Source organism: Pseudomonas sp. HS6-2, assembly GCF_049325675.2.
In the GTDB taxonomy this organism is placed as follows: Bacteria; Pseudomonadota; Gammaproteobacteria; order Pseudomonadales; family Pseudomonadaceae; genus Aquipseudomonas; species Aquipseudomonas putida_N.
In genome coordinates this window covers 1,396,361-1,416,325 of sequence record NZ_CM143906.1, presented here as the reverse complement: position 1 = coordinate 1,416,325, position 19,965 = coordinate 1,396,361, and the positions used below count along the sequence as shown (strand labels likewise).

Annotated in this window: 15 protein-coding genes and 3 tRNA genes; 10 read left to right on the top strand and 8 right to left on the bottom strand. The window is 61.6% G+C overall.

What is annotated here, in order from left to right:
- Nucleotides 1–9 precede the first annotated feature (9 nt).
- Nucleotides 10–483: a Dps family protein gene (locus ACOKS3_RS06615; protein WP_103445281.1), complete on the bottom strand. Its 474-nt coding sequence runs from the start codon at nucleotides 481–483 to the stop codon at nucleotides 10–12.
- A gap of 277 nt (nucleotides 484–760) precedes the next feature.
- Between ACOKS3_RS06615 and ACOKS3_RS06610 the strand changes: the two genes are divergently transcribed.
- Entirely contained in the window at nucleotides 761–1,354 is a 594-nt protein-coding gene (locus ACOKS3_RS06610; protein WP_422764531.1) for a cold shock domain-containing protein membrane protein, read from the top strand.
- 39 nt (nucleotides 1,355–1,393) lie between these two features.
- Here the strand turns inward: ACOKS3_RS06610 and ACOKS3_RS06605 are convergent, their stop codons facing one another.
- Nucleotides 1,394–1,600: a SlyX family protein gene (locus ACOKS3_RS06605; protein ID WP_103445283.1), complete on the bottom strand. Its 207-nt coding sequence runs from the start codon at nucleotides 1,598–1,600 to the stop codon at nucleotides 1,394–1,396.
- A 1-nt stretch (nucleotide 1,601) separates the two neighbouring features.
- On the bottom strand, nucleotides 1,602–2,021 hold the full coding sequence (locus ACOKS3_RS06600; protein WP_103445284.1) for an HIT family protein: 420 nt from the start codon (nucleotides 2,019–2,021) through the stop codon (nucleotides 1,602–1,604).
- 739 nt (nucleotides 2,022–2,760) lie between these two features.
- Between ACOKS3_RS06600 and ACOKS3_RS06595 the strand changes: the two genes are divergently transcribed.
- The 3 genes from ACOKS3_RS06595 (at nucleotide 2,761) to ACOKS3_RS06585 (ending at nucleotide 6,885) form a co-directional block, all read left to right on the top strand.
- Nucleotides 2,761–4,035, top strand: coding sequence for an OprD family porin (locus ACOKS3_RS06595; protein WP_103445285.1), 1,275 nt, complete (start codon nucleotides 2,761–2,763; stop codon nucleotides 4,033–4,035).
- 160 nt (nucleotides 4,036–4,195) lie between these two features.
- Nucleotides 4,196–5,911 (top strand): proline--tRNA ligase, encoded by a 1,716-nt coding sequence (locus ACOKS3_RS06590; protein ID WP_103445286.1) that lies wholly within the window; start codon nucleotides 4,196–4,198, stop codon nucleotides 5,909–5,911.
- A gap of 20 nt (nucleotides 5,912–5,931) precedes the next feature.
- Nucleotides 5,932–6,885 (top strand): hypothetical protein, encoded by a 954-nt coding sequence (locus ACOKS3_RS06585; protein ID WP_103445287.1) that lies wholly within the window; start codon nucleotides 5,932–5,934, stop codon nucleotides 6,883–6,885.
- A gap of 33 nt (nucleotides 6,886–6,918) precedes the next feature.
- On the opposite strand, the gene dinB is transcribed toward ACOKS3_RS06585, so the two are convergent.
- The gene (dinB, locus tag ACOKS3_RS06580; protein WP_181004446.1) at nucleotides 6,919–7,977 is read right to left on the bottom strand and encodes a DNA polymerase IV; all 1,059 of its coding nucleotides are present in this window, start codon (nucleotides 7,975–7,977) and stop codon (nucleotides 6,919–6,921) included.
- Between the two features lie 208 nt (nucleotides 7,978–8,185).
- On the opposite strand from dinB, the gene ACOKS3_RS06575 reads away from it, so the two are divergent.
- The 5 genes from ACOKS3_RS06575 to ACOKS3_RS06555 all read left to right on the top strand — a co-directional run bounded on the left by ACOKS3_RS06575 (nucleotide 8,186) and on the right by ACOKS3_RS06555 (nucleotide 12,868).
- Nucleotides 8,186–8,262 (top strand) — tRNA-Met (locus ACOKS3_RS06575).
- A gap of 136 nt (nucleotides 8,263–8,398) precedes the next feature.
- Nucleotides 8,399–8,475, top strand: a tRNA-Met gene (locus ACOKS3_RS06570).
- A gap of 133 nt (nucleotides 8,476–8,608) precedes the next feature.
- Nucleotides 8,609–8,685, top strand: a tRNA-Met gene (locus tag ACOKS3_RS06565).
- A 332-nt stretch (nucleotides 8,686–9,017) separates the two neighbouring features.
- Nucleotides 9,018–11,576 (top strand): bifunctional lysylphosphatidylglycerol flippase/synthetase MprF, encoded by a 2,559-nt coding sequence (gene mprF / locus ACOKS3_RS06560; protein WP_374755341.1) that lies wholly within the window; start codon nucleotides 9,018–9,020, stop codon nucleotides 11,574–11,576.
- On the top strand, nucleotides 11,576–12,868 hold the full coding sequence (locus tag ACOKS3_RS06555; RefSeq protein WP_103445290.1) for a virulence factor family protein: 1,293 nt from the start codon (nucleotides 11,576–11,578) through the stop codon (nucleotides 12,866–12,868). The genes mprF and ACOKS3_RS06555 overlap by 1 nt, the downstream gene beginning before the upstream one ends.
- Nucleotides 12,869–12,901: 33 nt before the next feature.
- Here the strand turns inward: ACOKS3_RS06555 and ACOKS3_RS06550 are convergent, their stop codons facing one another.
- Nucleotides 12,902–14,812, bottom strand: a complete 1,911-nt coding sequence (locus ACOKS3_RS06550; RefSeq protein ID WP_422764530.1) for a potassium transporter Kup — start codon at nucleotides 14,810–14,812, stop codon at nucleotides 12,902–12,904.
- Between the two features lie 235 nt (nucleotides 14,813–15,047).
- On the opposite strand from ACOKS3_RS06550, the gene rimO reads away from it, so the two are divergent.
- A complete protein-coding gene (gene rimO / locus ACOKS3_RS06545) occupies nucleotides 15,048–16,379 on the top strand; it encodes a 30S ribosomal protein S12 methylthiotransferase RimO (protein WP_103445291.1) in 1,332 nt (443 codons plus the stop codon).
- Between the two features lie 69 nt (nucleotides 16,380–16,448).
- Here the strand turns inward: rimO and ACOKS3_RS06540 are convergent, their stop codons facing one another.
- From ACOKS3_RS06540 to ACOKS3_RS06530, 3 genes are read right to left on the bottom strand one after another with little or no spacing between them, the layout of a single operon-like run.
- Nucleotides 16,449–17,198 carry a hypothetical protein gene (locus ACOKS3_RS06540; RefSeq protein ID WP_103445292.1) on the bottom strand — a complete coding sequence of 250 codons (750 nt, stop codon included), beginning with the start codon at nucleotides 17,196–17,198 and terminating at the stop codon, nucleotides 16,449–16,451.
- 53 nt (nucleotides 17,199–17,251) lie between these two features.
- Nucleotides 17,252–18,967, bottom strand: a complete 1,716-nt coding sequence (locus ACOKS3_RS06535) for a DUF5666 domain-containing protein (protein ID WP_422764529.1) — start codon at nucleotides 18,965–18,967, stop codon at nucleotides 17,252–17,254.
- Nucleotides 18,964–19,809 (bottom strand): DUF6502 family protein, encoded by an 846-nt coding sequence (locus tag ACOKS3_RS06530; RefSeq protein ID WP_103445294.1) that lies wholly within the window; start codon nucleotides 19,807–19,809, stop codon nucleotides 18,964–18,966. The genes ACOKS3_RS06535 and ACOKS3_RS06530 overlap by 4 nt, the downstream gene beginning before the upstream one ends.
- Nucleotides 19,810–19,965 lie beyond the last annotated feature (156 nt).

Below are 19,965 nucleotides of genomic sequence, written 5' to 3'. Positions count from 1 at the left end.
ATTAACTGATTACTTACCGTCGAGCAGCACCCGCAGCATCCAGGCCGTCTTTTCATGCACCTGCATGCGCTGGGTCAGCAGATCAGCGGTCGGCTCGTCGCTAACCTTGTCGACCACCGGGAAGATGCTGCGGGCAGTACGCACCACGGCCTCTTGCCCCTGCACCAGCTGGCGGATCATCTCGTCTGCGGGCGGAACACCCTCTTCTTCCTTGATCGAGGAGTGTCGCGCATAAAAGGCGTACGAGCCTGGTGCCGGGAAGCCCAGCGCGCGAATCCGTTCGGCGATCGAATCAACCGCCAGCGCCAGTTCGTTGTACTGTTCCTCGAACATCAGGTGCAGGGTGCGGAACGACGGACCGGTGACGTTCCAGTGGAAGTTATGGGTTTTCAGATACAGCACATAGGTATCCGACAACAGGCGGGAAAGCCCTTCGACGATGGACTTGCGATCTTCTTCACTGATACCGATATCGATTGCCATGAAGTTCCCCTTTCCATAAGGCTTGATGATCAAGCGGGCCCGACACACTGTATCAATACTTGGCGCAATCTGCCCATGACCCAAGGCAAGCCATCGACACCTGCCGCCTGCGGTTTGAGAAGCCCCCGCCTTTGCTGTTAAATAGGCACTGTGCCACCCGTGCGGACTGTCATTGCCGGGTGCATAGGCTGGCCTCCACGTGTTCGCGCTTTACACCTCATGCGCACCGTGCCGCCAGCTCTTCCTGTGATCGGCCTTATCAACTGTGAGCCAACCCATGTTCAAGATCGTCCATCTGGTGACGGGCGTTGCGGCTTTGCTGCTATCGCTCATGCCCAGCCTCAAACCCGACGCAACACCCTTCCTGCAGCAACCCGACGCGGTCCATCTGACCCTGCTCGGCCTGCTCAACCTACTGCTGGCCCCGGTCGTGCCCCTGTATTACCGCGGTGCGCGGCAACAACTGCAATACCTGGCCTGCGCCCTGCTGGTGGTGGCCGTGGTCCTGCAGACCCTGACCCTGCTGGCGCGCCCGGAAATGGGCAACCTGGCGGCGCTGGTCTGCGCCACACTGGCCGTCGCCCTGCACCTGGTAGCCGGTTTCGCCCGCAGCGGCAAGAAGGCCCGCGCCAGCCAAGGGGGATCACTGGAAGCCGGCAAGCGTGATACCGGCACCGTGAAGTGGTTCAACACCTCCAAGGGCTTCGGTTTCATTTCCCGAGATTCGGGCGATGACATCTTTGTCCACTTCCGCGCCATCCGCGGCGAGGGCCACCGCATTCTGGTCGAAGGCCAGCGCGTGGAGTTCTCGGTGATGCACCGCGACAAAGGCCTGCAGGCCGAAGACGTGGTCGCGGTGAACCGCCGCTGACCCTGCGCCGCCCTGGGGCAAGCCCAGGGCGGCGACTTGTCAGTAATGAGGTGGCGGCGCCTCTTCCCCTTCACTGCCGTACTGCCCGACCATCTCTTCATAACGCTTGATCAGTTCGGCCACCTGCAGCTGCAGGCGTTCGATGACCCGCCCCTGCTCGACCACCACATCATTCAGCGCCTGGATCGTGTCGTCCTGGAATGCCTGACGGGTTTCCAGCTCGATGATGCGCAACTCTGCCGACATGTCAGGCCCCCTGGTAATCGTGGGTCAGCAACGCCCGCAGACGCTGACGAATGGCATCTACCTGCTCCGGCGCATACCCGACGGCCGGCACCTTGCCCCAAACCGGCGCTGGCCAGGCTGCGTCGCCGTGGTGGCGGACGATGACATGCATGTGCAATTGGCTGACCACGTTACCCAGGGTGGCAACGTTCATCTTGTCTGCTGCGAATTCGCGCTTGAGCGCTTCGGCCAGGTAGGTGGTTTCCTTCCACAGTTGCGCCTGGTCTTCCTGACTCAAGTCGAACAGTTCGCTCACACCTGCACGCTTGGGCACCAGGATGAACCATGGGTAATTGGCATCCTTGCTGAGCAGCAGACGGCACAGCGGAAAGTCACCCAGCACCAGGGAGTCCTGCTGCAAACGCGAATCCATATCAAACACGATCAATCTCCAACAATAACCATATGCGCCAAGGATACTCTGCTTCGCCCGCGCCAGCATGCGCCAGACGCACGGCTGCACGCTTTAAGCTCATGAATCTCCACGACTTGCACAACGGCGGTAACACAGCGCTACTTTTCGCACCAAAATGAGGCCACAAAAGTGTGCGCCACTACGCTTCTACCCACATCAATGACTCAGGATCAACAGTTGCCGGTAACACATTGACTTTTATGACAGCTTTTTCTTTTACCCTGCACATTGAAGCTGGCACACCATCAGACAAATCCCGCCCCGTGTTTTCGGTACTTTCCGACCTTTGGCAGCGGTTACTGTGAAAATTTCATGAACCGTTGTTAATTTTGAGCACGCTTGTTGCATTCTCTCCACGCCAAGTCGGCACGACACCTGCATTGACCGGGTGACGCGACAAATAACAACAGCGAAATTGGGTACACCAGGGAGTTTCCCCAGCCAGAATCTGAAGTTACAGAATCGTTACGGCTAAGGAACAGCGCTGGCGTTGTACGGCCCGGTTAATCGGGACGTGATTTGCGACATGGAGATACTTAAAAGCGACACGGCAATAAAGTTCCCGAAAGGATGATTTTTGCCATATCGCCAACAACAGTCAGCGTGCTATACATTTCCGCCGACATAACAAGAAAGAGCTGCCCCATATAACTAAAAGACTTGGGCGCAGCGGTACTCTTCCTAAAAACCAAAGGAGCAAATCACGATGCGCGTGATGAAGTGGAGCATGATCGCCCTGGCCGTTGCGGCAGGGACCTCGCAGATGGCCGTTGCCTCGTCCCAGGACGATTCCAAGGGTTTCCTCGAAGACAGCAAGCTGAACGTCAAGACTCGCATGCTGTACTTCAGCCGCGACTTCCGTAACAACGAGCCAGGCACCCAGAGCCGCGTTGAAGAAACCGGCCTCGGCTTCCTCGGCACTTACGAGTCGGGCTTCACCCAGGGCGTTATCGGCGTGGGCGTCGATGCCATCGGCATGCTCGGCGTGAAACTGGACAGCGGCAAGGGTCGCCACAGCACCGGTCAGTTCCCGACTGACGCCGACGGCCGTGCGCAGGACGAGTTCTCCGAAGGCGGCGCTGCGGTCAAGCTGCGCATCTCCGATACCGTACTGAAAGTCGGCGACCAGTTCACTGCCCTGCCAGTGCTCGCAACCGATGACAGCCGCCTGCTGCCAGAAGTGGCTCAAGGCGCACTGATCACCAGCAACGAAATCAAGGGCCTGACCCTGAACGCCGGTCACTTTACCGCGCTGAACGCCCAGTCCCAGACGTTCCATGACAGCCTGCACTTGAAGCAGGCCGACGTTCTCGGTGGCACCTACGCCTTCACCGACAACCTGTCCACCAGCCTGTACTACTCCAAGGTTGAAGACTACTGGCGCAAGTACTACGCCAACCTGAACTGGGCGCTGCCGCTCTCGGACAAACAGGGCCTGGTGTTCGACTTCAACATCTATGACACCAAGAGCGATGGCCAAGGCCTGCAGCGCGCCGAGAAAGATGGCGTGACCAAGCTCGACAACCAGGCCTACAGCCTGTCGGGCGCCTACAACATCGGCGCTCACACCTTCACCCTGGCCTACCAGAAGGTCCACGGTGACGGTGACTACGGTTACGGCGTGGACGGTGGTGGTACCATCTTCCTGGCCAACTCCGTGGCCCGTTCCGACTTCAACGCTGAAGACGAAAAATCCTGGCAGGCTCGCTACGACCTGAACTTCGCCGAGTTCGGCGTACCAGGCCTGACCTTCATGACCCGTTACGTGCGTGGTAGCGATGCCAACACCGGTTCCACCAGCAATGGCAAGGAATGGGAACGCGACGTAGACGTCAAGTACGTACTGCAGGAAGGCCCGGCTAAAGACCTGAGCTTCCGCGTTCGCCAGGCTACCTACCGCTCCAGCGACGGCGTTTACTACGGTTCCAGCTCGATCGACGAACTGCGCCTGATCGTCGAGTACCCGCTGAGCATCCTGTAAGCCTGGCTTATAGTGCCCCGCACCTGAAAAAGCCCGGCACACTTGCCGGGCTTTTTCTTGGCTGACAACTGCCACGCCCTGGGGCATTCTGTACGCCTTCGTTTCGCCCCCGTACAATGCGGGGCTATTTCAACGTCTTAGGCAATCGACACGGCTAACCATGCGCACCAGTCAATATTTGCTCGCCACCCAGAAAGAAACCCCTGCCGACGCAGTGGTCATCAGCCATCAGCTCATGCTGCGTGCCGGCATGATCCGCAAACTGGCCTCCGGCCTGTACACCTGGCTGCCGATGGGCCTGCGGGTGATGCGCAAGGTCGAAAACGTTGTGCGCGAGGAAATGAACGCCGCCGGCGCCCTGGAAGTGCTGATGCCAAGCATCCAGCCTGCCGAGCTGTGGCAGGAATCCGGCCGCTGGGAACAGTACGGTCCTGAGCTGCTGCGCCTGAAAGACCGCCACCAGCGTGATTTTTGCGTCGGCCCGACCCACGAAGAAGTGATTACCGACCTGGCCCGCAACGAGCTGTCCAGCTATAAACAGCTGCCGCTCAACATGTACCAGATCCAGACCAAGTTCCGTGACGAGATTCGCCCACGCTTCGGCCTGATGCGCGGCCGCGAATTCATCATGAAGGACGCCTACTCCTTCCATGCCGACCAGGCTTCCCTGCAGGAAACCTACGACCGCATGCACCAGGCGTACACCAACGTCTTTACCCGCCTGGGCCTGGACTTCCGCCCAGTGCAGGCCGACACCGGCTCCATCGGTGGCAGCTACTCCCACGAATTCCACGTCCTGGCCGAGTCGGGCGAAGACGACGTGATCTTCAGCGACAGCTCCGACTACGCCGCCAACATCGAGAAGGCCGAAGCCATCCCGCGTGAAACCGTGCGCCCTGCTCCTACCGAGGAACTGCGCCTGGTCGACACGCCGGAAGCCAAGACCATCGCCCAACTGGTGGAAAACCACGGCCTGGCGATCGAAAAGACCGTCAAGACCCTGATCGTGCGCGGCGCCGAAGAAGGCAAGCTGGTCGCCCTGATCGTCCGTGGCGACCATGAGCTCAACGAAATCAAGGCCGCCAAGCTGGAACAGGTTGCCGACCCGCTGGTCATGGCCACCGACGCCGAACTGCGCGAGGCCATTGGTGCCGGTGCCGGTTCGCTCGGCCCGCTGAACCTGCCACTGGAAATCGTGATCGACCGCTCGGTCGCCCTGATGAGCGACTTCGCCATCGGCGCCAACATCGACGACAAGCACTACTTCGGCGTGAACTGGGAACGTGACCTGCCCGTTCCACAGGTTGCCGACCTGCGCAATGTCGTCGAAGGCGACCCAAGCCCGGATGGCCAGGGTACCCTGGTGATCAAGCGCGGCATCGAAGTCGGCCATATCTTCCAGCTCGGCACCAAGTACAGCGAGGCTCTCAAGTGCCAGGTCCTGGGTGAGAACGGCAAGCCGGTCATACTGTCCATGGGCTGCTACGGCATTGGTGTATCCCGCGTAGTCGCCGCCGCCATCGAGCAGAGCTACGACGACAAGGGCATCATCTGGAACGACGCCCTGGCACCGTTCCAGATCGCTCTGGTACCGCTGCGTTACGAAACCGAGGTAGTCCGCGAGGCAACCGACAAGCTGTACGCCGAACTGACCGCAGCCGGCTACGAGGTGCTGCTGGACGACCGCGACAAGAAGACCAGCCCCGGCATCAAGTTCGCCGACATGGAGCTGATCGGCATTCCACACCGCATCGTCGTCAGCGACCGCGGCCTGGCCGACGGCAACCTGGAGTACAAGCACCGCACCGAGTCGGAAGCCCAACAGCTGCCGCTCAATGAAGTGCTGACCTTCCTGCAGGCCCGCGTTCGCCGCTGATAATCAATGCACGAGTAATCATGTCCAAGCGAAGTACCTATACCCTGGGGGGCGCCGCACTGTGCGGCGCCCTGCTCGCCAGCGGTTGCGCCAACCAGATGTCCCAGCGCAGCGATCATGAGGAGCGTGTCGAGCGAAAGCTGCTCGAACATACCTTGCAGATCGATGTCGGCGAGCCGAAGGTGATGGAGCTTCCGCAACGGCGTGTGCGCATCCATGAGCAGAAGCGTTTCGAGGTCACCGAATACGAGGTCACCCGCCGCTACGACCGCTACACACCTTACCAACCGTGGCGGGAGATCTACGAGATCCCGCTCGGCGCGGTAGCCGTGGTCGCTGGCATTGGCGCCAACGTGGTCAACGTGTTCGCCCTCGGCAACCTGCCGCAGAGCATGACCCACGACTGGCTCAGCTACGGCGTGGACGGCCTCAACCCGTTCATGAACACGCCGTCCAATGGCCGCGCCCAGCAAAACCTGGCGGGCATCAGCGAAGTGCAGAAGGACAAGCGCGAAGAGTTCACCAGCGTGCCCTGGAGCGAACGCCTGGTCGAGGTCAAGGCGGGCAAGATGACCCACGAACTGACCACCGACAGGAACGGCGTGCTGCGCCTGAACCTGCTGGACAGCCCGTTCTCGGAACAGCACCTGAACCACGTCGGCACCTTGCACCTGCAGGTGGTCGATGAGGACAACGCGATCCGTGGCGATGCCAGCTTGCTGGTCAGCGCCACCTTGCGCAACAAGCTGCGCGAGGCTCATGAGCTGATCTTCGATGACCTCGAGGATGACGATGTCGGCCAGTGGGTACACCGGGTCAAGCGCTTGTCCGAGCTGGGCCTGGAAGAGGAAGCCAGCGAAATGGAGCAAAGCCTGATCGAGCTGACACGCAACGATCCGGAGCTTCAGCAGGAATTCCTGTCGGCACTGACCAAGGCCACTGGCCGGTTGGTCGCTGATCCCGGCGTGCAGTAACTATAAAGAAGGGGCCGTTTTTACGGCCCCTTTTCAATTGCCTGGGAACAGCTCCAACTGCTCATGCGCCCCGCGCAAATCCCGTAGCCTCACCCCTACCCCCAGCAAGCGCACCGGCTTGCCACCCCGGGCGAACGCCTGGCGCAGCAACTGACGGTAGCTTTCCAGGTCCCTACCCGCCCCCGCTTGCTCCAGGGTGGTCTGGCTGAAGTCATGAAACTTTACCTTTACGAAGGGCTTGTCGGGCCGGTAACTGCTGTCCATCCGTTCAATCCGCTCATTAAGGCTGGCCAGCAGCTCAGGCAAACGTTCGAGGCAGCTGTCCAGATCTGGCAGGTCGTTGTCATAGGTGTTCTCCACACTGACCGACTGCCTGCGGCTATCGTTGTGAACCGCACGCTCATCGATCCCCCGAGCCAACCCCCAGAGCCGCTCGCCAAAACTGCCGAATTCACGTGCCAGCGCCAGCCGCGACCATTCACGCAAGTCAAGACAGGTGTCGATACCCAGGCGGTTCAACTTGTCTGCAGTCACCTTGCCCACACCATGCAGCTTGGCCACAGGCAAGGCAGCCACAAAGGCCTCGACCTGCTCCGGGGTAATCACGAAGATGCCGTTAGGCTTACGCCAGTCGCTAGCGATCTTGGCCAGGAACTTGTTCGGGGCCACCCCCGCAGATACCGTGATATGCAGGGTACGGGCTACCCGTCGGCGAATGTCCTCGGCGATTCGCGTGGCACTGCCGGCATACCACTGGCTTTCACTGACATCCAGGTACGCCTCATCCAGCGACAACGGCTCGATCAAATCGGTGTAGTCACGAAAAATGGCGTGAATCTCGCGCGACGCTTCCCGGTAAGCCTCAAAGCGCGGCTTGACGATTTCCAGGTCCGGGCAAAGCTTGAGGGCATGCCGCGACGACATGGCGGAACGCACTCCATAGGCACGCGCTTCATAATTGCAGGTGGCAATTACCCCGCGCCGGTCCGGGGAACCACCGACCGCCATGGGGCGACCGGCCAGGCGCGGGTCGTCACGCATCTCGATAGAGGCGTAAAAGCAATCGCAGTCGATGTGGATGATCTTGCGCAGAGACACTGATGATGGACACCACTGTAAATTCATACAGATAGTAGCGCATGCCGCTAACGCTGAGACAGCCTGCTTCGATAATCGGCTTGCAAGCCCCGTCGCGCCTGATCCGCAGCCAGGCATGGTCGCTAAGGGATTGAACGAAAAAGGGTTTTCTACAATATCGCTTGACATGAGCACGGAAATCCGTAGAATTCGATCTCACAGGCGCGGGATGGAGCAGCCTGGTAGCTCGTCGGGCTCATAACCCGAAGGTCGTCGGTTCAAATCCGGCTCCCGCAACCAGATTCGAGAAAAGGCCACTGTTAACACAGTGGCCTTTTTCTTTTGCTTCGATTTTAATCGGCGAAAGAAAAATCAAACAAATCAACAAGTAAAGCTTGACACTCAGTGCTTAAGCTGTAGAATTCGATCCCACAGGCGCGGGATGGAGCAGCCTGGTAGCTCGTCGGGCTCATAACCCGAAGGTCGTCGGTTCAAATCCGGCTCCCGCAACCAGATTCGAGAAAAGGCCACTGTTAACGCAGTGGCCTTTTTCTTTGCCTGGAATTCAAGACCTGAAACAATTGTTATCCATTGTGCAGTTAGTTCTTGACTTGGCCGTCCGAATCTATAGAATACGCCCCTCTGACGCGGGATGGAGCAGCCTGGTAGCTCGTCGGGCTCATAACCCGAAGGTCGTCGGTTCAAATCCGGCTCCCGCAACCATATTCGTCAGAACAAACCCCGCCTGCGTAACAGCAGTGCGGGGTTTGTTGCATTTCGTCGCCTGATAAATCCTCGTACTACACCCAAACCCGCTCGTTTGAGGTGTCGTCTTGAGGATGAACTATCTTTAACACTGCCGGACGACTGAAAGTAACGTTGCCCGGAGTAATATCTGGATACGTTCACCAAAGGGACTTTCACTTGGCCGCAGCTCTTCCCCTCCTCGCGCACCACGCCCGAGGCATCTCATGACATCGCACACCCCCGAACCCCAGGTGCCACTCGCCTCGGCACTGCCGACTGCCGCCCAGCGCTTGCCTTGGCTGGAACGAATGAGCCGTTACCGCCAGCCGATTGGCCTGGCCGTGACCTTGCTACTGTTTGCCATGGCGCTGATCGCGTGTCGGCATCTGCTGAGCGAACTGGACATCTATGCCCTGCACGATGCCATGCTCGACGTCCCGGCAAAATCGTTGATCGGTGCCCTTCTGGCGACAGTGGCAGGCTTCGTGATCCTGCTGGGCTATGAGTGGTCGGCCAGCCGTTACGCGGCCGTCAAACTGCCCCCGCAAACCTTGGTGATGGGCGGTTTCAGCGCCTTTGCCATTGGTAACGCGATCGGCCTGTCGATGCTCTCGGGTGGCTCGGTGCGCTACCGTTTGTATGCTCGTCAGGGCCTTGGTGCCGCCGAAGTGGCACGCATGACCGTGTTTGCCAGCCTGTCCCTGGGGTGCGCACTGCCCCCACTGGCGGCGCTGGCCACCTTGAGCAACCTGCCGGCAGCAGCAACCGCCCTGCGCTTGCCTTCGACAGTGCTGGCCGGCATCGCCATCGCCGTTCTGGCCATCACCGCCCTGCTGGTGATCGGGCTGTATCGCCGTCGCCTGCCGGAACAACCGCTGGCCGACAACCTGCTGGTCCAGCTGGGCCGTCGCACCCTGCGCCTGCCCGGTGGCCGCCTGGCGGCCCTACAGCTGCTGATCACCGCGCTGGACGTGGCCGCCGCAGCCACCGTGCTTTACCTGCTGCTGCCGCAAGCGCCTCCTTTCGGTGCCTTCGTGCTGGTCTACCTGCTGGCCTTGGCCGCTGGTGTGCTCAGCCATGTACCAGGTGGCGTCGGGGTGTTCGAAGCGATCCTCCTGGCCGCCTTCGCCGACCAGCTTGGCGCCGCGCCACTGGCCGCCGCCCTGCTCCTGTACCGGCTGATCTACGTGGTGCTGCCGCTGCTGCTGGCCTGCGTGCTGCTGCTGGCCAACGAAGCACGCCGCCTGCTGTTCGCCCAGCAAGCTATCAAGGCGGCCTCGGGCCTCGGCGCACCGATCCTGGCGATTCTGGTGTTCCTGTCGGGCGTGGTGCTGCTGTTCTCCGGCGCCACCCCGGAAATCGACACGCGCCTGGAGCACATGGGCTTCCTTGTGCCACACCGGTTGATCGATGCCTCACACTTCGGCGCCAGCCTGATCGGCGTGCTCTGCCTGCTGCTGGCCCAGGGCCTGCGTCGGCGCCTTTCGGCAGCCTGGCTGCTGACCACTGTGTTGCTGCTGGTCGGCGCGCTGCTGTCGATCCTCAAAGGCTTCGACTGGGAAGAAGCCAGCCTGCTGACCCTGACCGCTGCCCTGCTGGCTATTTTCCGCCGCTCGTTCTACCGGCCGAGCCGGCTACTCGAACTGCCGTTCTCACCGGTGTACCTGGTGGCCAGCGCCTGCGTGGTCGGCGCTTCAGTGTGGCTGCTGCTGTTCGCCTACCAGGATGTACCCTATACCCACAAGCTGTGGTGGCAGTTCACCCTCGACGCCGACGCCCCGCGCGGCCTGCGCGCTGCCTTGGGCAGCGCGGTGCTGCTGGTGATCGTCGCCCTGACCTGGCTGCTGCGCACCGCCCGCCCGGTCATTCACCTGCCTGACGACGTCGAGCTGCAGCGCGCCAACCGTATCCTGCTTGCCTCCGACCAGCCCGACGGCGGCCTCGCACTGACCGGCGACAAGGCATTGCTGTTCCACCCCAGCGACAATGCCTTCCTCATGTACGCCCGTCGCGGCCGTAGCCTGGTGGCGCTGTATGACCCGATCGGCCCGGCCCTGGAACGCGCCGAGATGATCTGGCAGTTCCGTGACCTGTGTGACCTGCACCACGCCCGCCCGGTGTTCTACCAGGTGCGCGCGGAGAACCTGCCGTTCTACATGGACATTGGTCTGACCGCCCTGAAGCTGGGCGAGGAAGCGCGGGTCGACCTGCGCCGCTTCGACCTCGAAGCCAAGGGCAAGGAAATGAAGGACCTGCGCTACACCTGGAACCGTGGCGGCCGGGATGGCCTGAGCCTGGAGATCCACGAACCCGGCCAGGCGCCATTGGCCGAGCTCAAGGAAATCTCCGACGCCTGGCTTGGCGGCAAGAACGTACGCGAGAAAGGCTTCTCGTTGGGGCGCTTCAGCCCTGAGTACCTGCAGCACTTCCGTATCGCCCTGATTCGTTTCCAGGGCCGGCCGGTGGCCTTCGCCAACCTGCTGGAAACCCACAGCAACGAACTGGCCAGCCTCGACCTGATGCGCGCGCACCCAGAAGCGCCGAAGCTGACCATGGAATTCATGATGATCGGCTTGATCCTGCATTACAAAAGCCATGACTACGGCCGCTTCAGCCTGGGCATGGTGCCGCTTTCCGGCCTGCAGCCACGCCGCGGCGCCCCCTTGACCCAGCGCCTGGGCTCGATGGTGTTCCGCCGTGGCGAGCAGCTCTACAACTTCCAAGGCCTGCGGCGCTTCAAGGACAAGTTCCAGCCGGACTGGGAACCTCGTTACATGGCCGTGCCGGCCGGGCTCGACCCGCTGGTGGCATTGGCCGATACTGCCGCCCTGATTGCCGGCGGCCTGACTGGATTGGTGAAACGTTGATGATCCGACGCTATTGGCTGTACGTACTTATTCCCCTGCTGCTGGCCGCCCTGGCCGGCGCTGCGGGCTTTTGGCTGTGGGCACGCCCTGCCCCCGAGGCACGGCTGGAGCAGTTGACCCTGAATGACACCAGCATCATCCGCGTCACCCCGGGCGTGCACGCCAAGGCCCGGGTCGCCATCGGCGTGCCCCAGGACCAGGCCCTGACCGACAAGCAGCTGCTGGACCTGAGCCAGGCTGGCGAGGCGCAGCTGGTGCAGGTGATCCTGCCGCCGAACGACTGCACCAAGCAGCAACAGGCCATGGATCAGGCGCTGACCCAGCTGTCCGACAAACCAACCCTGGTCGCCGGCATCGGCCCTGGCGCAGCCCAGGCATGGCGCTGGCTGGCCACCCAGAATGACGACAAGGCCCGGGCCATTTCCGTCGACTTCACCCTGGAACAACCAGGTTGCAAGGCCGAGCTGCCGAAGTCGGCCGCCCACGGCCACTGGAACGTCGCCTGGAACGACAACCCGGACGATGCCAGTGCTGCCTTCGTGCGCGACCAGGCCAACGCCGAAACCAGTATCAGCGACTATGACATCCACCTGCCACAGGTGCTCAAGGCCCAGCTGACCCAGGCCCTGGTCGGCCGCGACGGCAACGCCCTGGCCATCCCGGTGGTAGAAGTCCCGGCCGGGCAGACCACCGACACCGTCACCCTGTTCCTTTCCGGTGACGGCGGCTGGCGCGACCTGGACCGCGATGTGGCCGGTGAAATGGCCAAGCTCGGCTACCCGGTGGTCGGTATCGACACCCTACGCTACTACTGGCAGCACAAGACCCCGGAGCAAAGCGCCGCCGACCTGTCCGAACTGATGCAGCACTACCGTCAGAAGTGGGGCACCAAGCGTTTCGTGCTGACCGGCTATTCGTTCGGCGCCGACGTGCTGCCGGCCATCTACAACCGCCTGCCGGCCGAAGACCAACAGCGTATCGACGCGGTCGTACTGCTGGCGTTCGCCCGTAGCGGCAGCTTCGAGATCGAGGTTGAGGGCTGGTTGGGCAAGGAAGGCCAAGAAGCGCCTACCGGGCCGGAAATGGCCAGGCTGCCGGCGTCCAAGGTGGTCTGCGTGTACGGTATCGAAGAGACCGACGAAAGCGGTTGCACCGACAAGACTGCAGTGGGCGAACGCATGAAGCTGCCAGGCGGCCACCACTTCGACGAGAACTACCCGGCGCTGGCCAAGCGCCTGATCGACGAGATCGAGACCCGCCAGGGCAAGTCCAGCGTCGCTGCACAGAACTGAAAATGATTGGGGCCGCTTTGCGGCCCCAATTACTCAGATCTCGACCTGAGTCCCCAGCTCGATCACTCTGTTCAACGGCAGGTTGAAGAAGCGCAAGTTACCGTTGGCATTCTTCAGCAAGAACGCGAACAGGTTGCCCCGCCAGCGCGACATCCCCTCCAGACGCGACGCAATCACCGTTTCCCGGCTCAGGAAGTAGGTGGTACGCATCGGGCTGAAATCCAGTTCGTCCAGGTGACACAGCCGCAACGCCGCTGGCACATCCGGCTCATCCATGAAGCCAAAGTGCAGCAACACGCGGAAGAAACCATCGCCATAGGCCTCAACCTCGAAACGCTCCTGCTCTGGCACCCGGGGGCGGTCTTCACTGACCACCGTCAGCAGCACCACCTGGCTGTGCAGCACCTGGTTATGCAGCATGTTGTGCAACAGCGCATGAGGCACCGCATCTGCCCGCGCCGTCAGGAACACCGCCGTGCCCTCGACCCGATGCGGCGGCTGCACGCGGATGCTGCTGATGAACACCGGCAGTGGCAGCCCACCTTCATCGATACGCTCCACCAGGATCTGCTTGCCGCGCTTCCAGGTGCTCATCAGCAGGTACAGCACACCGCCTGCCAGCACCGGGAAGGCACCGCCCTGGACGATCTTCGGCACGTTGGCAGCGAAGAACAGCCCATCAACGAAGAGGAAACCGACCAGGATCGGCACCATCAGTACCGGTGGCCATTTCCACAGCAGCAGCATCACCGACGACACCAGGATGGTAGTCATCAGCATGGTCCCGGTCACAGCCACACCGTAAGCTGCCGCCAGGGCGCCGGAGGACTCGAAGCCGATCACCAGCAGCACCACACCGACCATCAGCGTCCAGTTCACCGCACCGATGTAGATCTGCCCCTGCTCGTCGCTGGAGGTGTGCTGGATCTGCATGCGCGGGATATAGCCCAACTGGATGGCCTGGCGGGTCAGGGAGAAGGCCCCGGAAATCACCGCCTGCGAGGCGATGACCGTGGCCATGGTTGCCAGCCCGACCATTGGCAACAGCGCCCAGCCTGGCGCCAGCAGGTAGAACGGGTTGCGGGCGGCATCAGGGTTCTGCAGCAATATCGCGCCCTGGCCGAAGTAATTGAGCACCAGTGCCGGCAGCACCAGGGCGAACCAGGCGCGGGCGATCGGTTTGCGTCCGAAGTGGCCCATGTCGGCATACAGCGCCTCGGCACCGGTCAGCGCCAGCACCACGGCGCCGAGAATGGCCACGCCCATGCCGGGGTGGACGATGAAGAAGTTCACCGCCCAACCAGGGTTGAACGCCTTGAGCACTTCCGGGCTCTGGGAAATGCCATGCGCCCCCAGCGCGGCGAGCGCGAGGAACCAGACCACCATGATCGGGCCGAACAGCTTGCCGATCTTGTCGGTGCCGTGCTTCTGCACCAGGAACAAGCCCACCAGTACCACCAGCGAAATGGGTACCACCCAGTGGTCGATCCCTTCGAAGGCCAGGCCCATGCCCTCTACGGCGGACAACACCGAGACCGCAGGGGTGATCATGCTGTCGCCATAGAACAGCGAGGCGCCGATCAGACCGCAGACGACCATCAGCGAACGCAGGCGCGGGTAAGCCGCCGTGGCCCGCCGCGCCAGCGCGGTCAATGCCATCGTACCGCCCTCGCCCTGGTTGTCGGCGCGCAGGATGAACATCACGTACTTGAACGACACCACCCACAGCAGTGACCAGAGGATCAGCGAGAGGATCCCCAGCACACCATCATGGTTGACCGGCACCCCGTAACCGCCGGTAAAGACTTCTTTGAGGGTATACAAGGGGCTGGTACCGATATCGCCATACACTACCCCGACCGCTGCCACGAGCAGCCCCAGCGACCGTGTCGCACCCTGCTTCCCCGCGTGCCCGCCTTCGGCGTGACTGCTTGCCTGAACCATCGAACACTCCCGCAGTTGGCCTTGAAGGCCGGTAGAATTCACGCCTGCGTCAGGGGCATGCATAAACCCCGGCGCAATGGCGCGAAGCATAGCGCAGCGTTCGTCGCTTTTCTGCTGGTCAAGCGACCTTGCGCTCGCTAGAATTGCGCACTTTTTGATCAGAGGCGCCGAAAGCGCCCGTCAAGATCGCCCCCGACTGCGGCAGGGCGAACGGCATTCAATACCGAGGTTAGTCATGTCCACCACTCCCGCCACCCCCAAGGTTGGTTTCGTAAGCCTGGGTTGCCCCAAGGCCCTGGTCGATTCCGAGCGCATCCTGACCCAACTGCGCATGGAAGGCTATGAAGTCGTGCCCACCTACGAGGACGCCGATGTAGTGGTGGTCAATACCTGCGGCTTCATCGACAGCGCCAAGGCCGAGTCGCTCGAAGTCATCGGTGAAGCGATCAAGGAAAACGGCAAGGTCATCGTCACTGGCTGCATGGGTGTCGACGAAGGCAATATCCGTGACGTGCACCCAAGCGTGCTGTCGGTGACCGGCCCGCAGCAGTACGAGCAGGTGGTCAACGCCGTGCACGAAGTGGTGCCACCGCGCCAGGACCACAACCCGCTGATCGACCTGGTGCCGCCTCAGGGCGTCAAGCTGACCCCGCGCCACTACGCCTACCTGAAGATTTCCGAAGGCTGCAACCACAGCTGCAGCTTCTGCATCATCCCGTCGATGCGTGGCAAGCTGGTCAGCCGCCCGGTTGGTGAAGTGCTGAGCGAGGCCGAGCGCCTGGTCAAGGCCGGCGTCAAGGAAATCCTGGTCATTTCCCAGGACACCAGCGCCTATGGCGTCGACGTCAAGTACAAGACCGACTTCTGGAATGGCCGCCCGGTCAAGACCCGCATGCTCGAACTGTGCGAAGCGCTGAGCAGCCTGGGTGCCTGGGTGCGCCTGCACTACGTCTACCCGTACCCGAACGTCGACGACGTGATCCCGCTGATGGCCGCTGGCAAGATCCTGCCGTACCTGGACATCCCGTTCCAGCACGCCAGCCCCAAGGTACTCAAGTCGATGAAGCGCCCAGCCTTCGAAGACCGTACCCTGGCACGCATCAAGAACTGGCGCGAGCAATGCCCTGAGCTGGTGATCCGCTCGACCTTCATCGTCGGCTTCCCTGGCGAGACCGAGGAAGACTTCCAGTACCTGCTGGACTGGCTCACCGAAGCCCAGCTCGACCGCGTCGGCTGCTTCCAGTATTCGCCAGTCGAAGGCGCTCCGGCCAATGACCTGGGACTGGAAGAAGTACCGGATGACGTCAAGCAGGACCGCTGGGACCGCTTCATGGCGCACCAGCAGGCCATCAGCGCCGCCCGCCTGCAAATGCGCATCGGCAAGGAAATCGAAGTGCTGATCGACGAAGTCGAGGAGCAAGGTTCGGTTGGCCGCAGCTTCTTCGATGCCCCGGAAATCGACGGCAGCGTGTTCATCGACGGTAACCACGGCTTCAAGCCGGGCGACAAAGTGCGTTGCCGAGTGGTGGATGCAGACGAATACGATATGTGGGCCGAGCCCGTTTAAGGCAGCCTGCACGTGAAAAAGCCCCTGCCCGGTATTCCCAACGAGGAATACCCGGGCGGGGGCTTTTTTTCAGAAGGTGTGAAAAACCATCAACCCGCCTTCTGCATCAGGGCTGGCATCGGAAAAGCCCTTGACCGCATACAGTTGGATCTTCCATTCCCGGTTAAGCTTATGGGTCAGGAAAAGGGTCAGCTCCTGGATTTCTGAGCCTGTCGAAACGACTTTCTGCCGCCAGTCGTACGAGGCGCCCGCCGAGGTACCTTTCGCCACAGGAATGGCAAAACCCAGGCTGGTAAAGATCGGATCCCTGAAGTCGCTGTCGGGCGGATCTCCGTATTTCTTCCAGCCCAGGGTTACGAAGCCGGTCACCGGGCCGAATGCCTGAGCGATATCGACCTGGCCGGTATAGTCGTACTCGCCGGTGCCCAGGCACTGTTTTTCATCTGCAGTGGGGAATTTGACCTTGCCGATGAGGTCGAGCATCAGGCCGCCGTCACTGCCGTCGAGCAGTGCATAGTCGGCGCTGGCAACCGTGTCGCCCAGCCCGCTCTCCACCGCATGGCATCCGCCGGGCAAGGGATCGCCATTGGGGCCTACTTCAGGGTTGGTGATACGCAGCCAGGGCACAGTGACCTTGTAGGTCATGGGGCCGGTTTCATACTTGCCGACCACGGGGACGTACCAGATTTCCGAAGTGGTACCCGTGCCATAGTCGCCACTCGAATAGTCCATGCCAATGGAAGCGCTGAAAGTATCGGCCTGGACAGACGCACCGGTACAGGACAGCAAACAGGCGAAAAGAGGGAGCGTAGGTCTCATCTGCACCTCGGGTTCCGTCGGGAAGCGTGATCGGACTTACCCAGCCTAGTTGCCTAATGCCCGGACCGCTCCGGATGCTCTACTTTTTCGACCTTCTCGACTTTTTCTACCGTTTCGGGCTTTTCGACTCTCTCTACCTTTTCAACTTTTTCCACTTTTTCCACTTTCTCGACTTTTTCAGGCTTTTCGACCTTTTCGACTTTTTCCACCTTCTCGACTTTCTCAGGCCTTTCGACCTTCTCTACTGTCTCCACCTTTTCGACTTTCTCGGGCTTTTCGACTTTCTCTACTTTCTCGACCTTTTCCACCTTCTGGACTTTTTCGAGCTCTATTTTTTCAACATGCTCGACCTTCTCCACCCGATCGGAGCTGCCACTGTTGCTGGTCTCGCGTTGCTCCACGTTGTCGACATGCCGTGACTTCCCAGACCTGTCTTCACTTTCAAAGGTGTCATGGCCACTGGAGTCGCTGGTCGAACTCCGTCCACTGTGATCCTCACTGTCTTCGCGGCGGCTGCTGGAGGCCCCACGCTCACCTTGGTCACTGCTGCTCGAGCTGCCCGAACCGCTGGTACCGTGCTCGCTCTGACGCCCGGAATGCCCTTTGTCCGAACGGTCGTCGCGGTCATCATCGAACTCGATGCGGGAGGCCCGTAGCTCGTGCGTGGCACTGAATACCCCGCTTACTCGCACCCGTTGGTCAAGTGCAATTGCAGCAGGCTGGTTACCGACGATCACGGTATCCTGCCCCAGCGTCACGTTGATGCCGCCGACGACCAGCTGGCGCGCCTGGGTGCGCTGCACCAGCCCCTCGATCACCGCAGTCTGCACCCTGCCAGCAAACGGCAGGCTCGGGTCAGGGCGGGTTTGTGCGACTTCCAGCTGGTTACCGGTCCATTGGCCGCGCACCAGCATTTCCCGCGCCGGCGCCACGCGGGTCCCCAGCTTCAGCCCCTGCAGGCTGCCGGGGCGATCGACAGTACCGATGGCGCTGGCCTCCCTGAGCCCTGGCGCCCGCTCGATACGGCTAGCCACCACTTCACCTGCCGCATCGCGCAGGCCGCTGACCCTGACCGGTTCGCCTGGGCGCAGCCCTTCAGCCACGCGCGCCCCGGCGGCAAGGCGCACAGGTTGACCCATGACCCGCAGTGGCCCCGCAGCATTCGGCAGTGCCGTCAGCGGCCCCTCGTAAACGTTGAGAATCGCGATGCGCCCGGCTTGCAGGCCACGCTGTGTGCCATAGGCCTCCACCGCGACAACCTGGCCGATCGCCAGATGAGCGGTGCTGGCAGGGGCACCATTTTCACTCACCGGTACATCCTTGCCGTAGTGCACTTCCTGGCCATTGACGCAGATTGAAGCAAATCCGGTGATGGTGCCGACGATCCCCGTGCCCCCGGTACCGCCTGGGCGCTGGATCGGGGCTCCGCTGCCGCCCACGCCACCGTGACCGCGATCGATGAAAGTACCGTCTACCCCCTCTGCCACCGCGCCGGTACCACCCGTTCCGCCAGGGCGCCGCTGGAGCGGCGCCCCCGTGCCACCCACCCCGCCGTTGTCACTACGCACGCCGGTTCCGCCAACACCGCCGGTTCTGGCGCCTGTACCACCGGTGCCGCCCGGGAACTGCAAGCCCGCAGCCCCAGCCATACCCACTTCATCACGGCTGACACAAACCGGTGCTGCAACCACCTCGGCAGGCGCCACCAGGCTCAGCCCGAAACCCAGGGCGAGTGCGACGAGGCTGAGGCAGCGCGCGAGGGGGGTCATGAGTCGGCTGTCTTCGACGAATCGGGGTCGGTGGCTTCAGTGTAGAAATACAGCCCCACGGTAATGCGCTGGCGTTCCTCGTGGCGTGGCACGTCGGTGTTTTCCAGCTCGGCGGCCAACCGGCTGAATTCCAGCAAGGTTTGCATGCCGTCCTTGGAGACCGCTTCACGCAGCGTGCCGACGCTGGCCGAGGTCAGGGCATCGTAGTGCACGCTGCGTTCGAAAAACGGCAGGCCTTCGCCGCTGAGGTTGTGCACCGCTGCGCAGGCGTGGTCATGTAGGTTGTGGCCAAAATACGCGGCTTTCTCTTCGAAGCCCTTCTGCGGCACGAATGCCTGGGCTTCGAGGTGAACGCAATCCTGATCATCGAGGCGAACGATACCCAGGCGCAGCCACTCATCCAGTACCACCCGCCCGCGGATGTCGGTGCTGATTTTCGCCACCAGGGCATCGAATGAGCAATCGCCGCCAACGCTGGCCAGCCTTGGCAGCGCCAACGCCTGCCCGGCCTCGGAGCAGAACGGTGGGCTGGTGGTCCATACATTCACCAGCTGCGCACCCAAGGTAATGTTTTCCGGCAGCTCAGCGTCAGTTGCGTCATTTTCACTTCGCAGCCGCCGGACATCTTTGCGATGCACGCCGGTAAGCAGGCTGATGCGGCTGTCTGTCGGCACCTTGTCGCCCAGGCGAAACTCGCGAAGAGCCACATCGACGAAGACTTCCTTTAGTACGTCGGTGAACATCGTGTAGGTCACCCCTTTGCGCAGCATCAGGCGCACCAGGGGGCGCATGACCCTGCGCAGTGCGCTCAACATGGAAGGGGGGATAGAGGGCGATTGCATGGAGCGCATTCCTTGACAGTTGAACCCAGCATACGGTGCGGGAAAACATCCCGCACCAACTGTAACTACTTCCCACCAGAATGAGAAAAAGCTGTCAGCGCACACTGCAAACGCGTGATAAGGCTGCACCGCCCGAGACTCGCTCATACAAAACCC

Bases quoted from the DNA above. Each gene is read 5' to 3' on its own strand.
- ACOKS3_RS06535 (WP_422764529.1), bottom strand. From the start codon at position 18,967: ATGACCCCCCTCGCGCGCTGCCTCAGCCTCGTCGCACTCGCCCTGGGT.
- ACOKS3_RS06590 (WP_103445286.1), top strand. From the start codon at position 4,196: ATGCGCACCAGTCAATATTTGCTCGCCACCCAGAAAGAAACCCCTGCC.
- ACOKS3_RS06555 (WP_103445290.1), top strand. From the start codon at position 11,576: ATGATCCGACGCTATTGGCTGTACGTACTTATTCCCCTGCTGCTGGCC.
- ACOKS3_RS06550 (WP_422764530.1), bottom strand. From the start codon at position 14,812: ATGGTTCAGGCAAGCAGTCACGCCGAAGGCGGGCACGCGGGGAAGCAG.
- ACOKS3_RS06605 (WP_103445283.1), bottom strand. From the start codon at position 1,600: ATGTCGGCAGAGTTGCGCATCATCGAGCTGGAAACCCGTCAGGCATTC.
- ACOKS3_RS06610 (WP_422764531.1), top strand. From the start codon at position 761: ATGTTCAAGATCGTCCATCTGGTGACGGGCGTTGCGGCTTTGCTGCTA.
- ACOKS3_RS06595 (WP_103445285.1), top strand. From the start codon at position 2,761: ATGCGCGTGATGAAGTGGAGCATGATCGCCCTGGCCGTTGCGGCAGGG.
- mprF (WP_374755341.1), top strand. From the start codon at position 9,018: ATGAGCCGTTACCGCCAGCCGATTGGCCTGGCCGTGACCTTGCTACTG.
- ACOKS3_RS06530 (WP_103445294.1), bottom strand. From the start codon at position 19,809: ATGCAATCGCCCTCTATCCCCCCTTCCATGTTGAGCGCACTGCGCAGG.
- rimO (WP_103445291.1), top strand. From the start codon at position 15,048: ATGTCCACCACTCCCGCCACCCCCAAGGTTGGTTTCGTAAGCCTGGGT.
- ACOKS3_RS06585 (WP_103445287.1), top strand. From the start codon at position 5,932: ATGTCCAAGCGAAGTACCTATACCCTGGGGGGCGCCGCACTGTGCGGC.
- ACOKS3_RS06540 (WP_103445292.1), bottom strand. From the start codon at position 17,198: ATGAGACCTACGCTCCCTCTTTTCGCCTGTTTGCTGTCCTGTACCGGT.
- ACOKS3_RS06615 (WP_103445281.1), bottom strand. From the start codon at position 483: ATGGCAATCGATATCGGTATCAGTGAAGAAGATCGCAAGTCCATCGTC.